The sequence below is a fragment of the Protofrankia sp. CiP3 genome, from assembly GCF_917627345.1.
In the GTDB taxonomy this organism is placed as follows: domain Bacteria; phylum Actinomycetota; class Actinomycetes; order Frankiales; family Frankiaceae; genus Protofrankia.
On record NZ_CAKJTM010000136.1, the window covers coordinates 1 to 765 of the forward strand.

Genomic DNA, 765 nt, shown 5'->3' on the forward strand with positions numbered 1-765 from the left:
AAGGTCAGAGCCCCGCAGCCGATCACACGGCGCGGGGCTCTGGGCTTTTTGATCTCCAGTACTGCAGTTTGTACTGCAATTGGAAACGATCAGTCCTCGGACGTCCCGGCGTCACCCGCATCATCGTCACGTTCCGTAGCATCCGGTCGGGTCGGTGGAGCCAGCCGGCCGAGGATGCCATCCATGCTCACCGCCGTCCCGCGCCGGACGTCTTCCAGCACATCAATGTCAAGGCGCGGCGCGTGCCCGTGCCGCGCGACGGCTGCGCGTGGCGCTGGCGCGCCATGCTCGCCGGGCGCGTCGCATCCCCAGCGCCGCTCAACATCCTGGGTCCGCCGCCTGATGTCCTGCCGCGCATGGGAAGATCATGCTGCCGTGCCGCTTCCGTTCCTCGGCGCTGACGCGCCTGCGGTACGGATCGGCTTGCCAACGAAAATCTGTGGTCGCCGTCCACGAGCAGTCGCATCTGTCGGACGGCGCTCCGGACGGCCGGTGCCAGCGTGCGGCGTCTTACACGGTCGGATCTCGAGGCATTGCGGGGGCGGAAGCGGGAACATGCCGTTAACGGTCAGTCGTCGGTTCGACCGCTGTGGACGGCCGAATCGGCGGACGGGACCGGTGGTCGAACGAGGCACGTTCGAGGTTCGCCCGAAGTGTCGCTAGGAAAGGATGCCCCTCGTCCAGCACCCGCTCACTGTCGGCCAGCGTCTGCTCGAACAAGCCGATCGCCTGCTCCACCCGCCCCGCCGTCTCGTAGGCGTAGGC

1 pseudogene is annotated in these 765 nt (G+C 67.5%); it reads right to left on the bottom strand.

Going from position 1 to position 765, the window contains the following annotated elements:
* Positions 1 to 561 precede the first annotated feature (561 nt).
* A pseudogene (locus MJ797_RS24125) lies at positions 562 to 765 on the bottom strand (tetratricopeptide repeat protein); the annotation flags it as partial.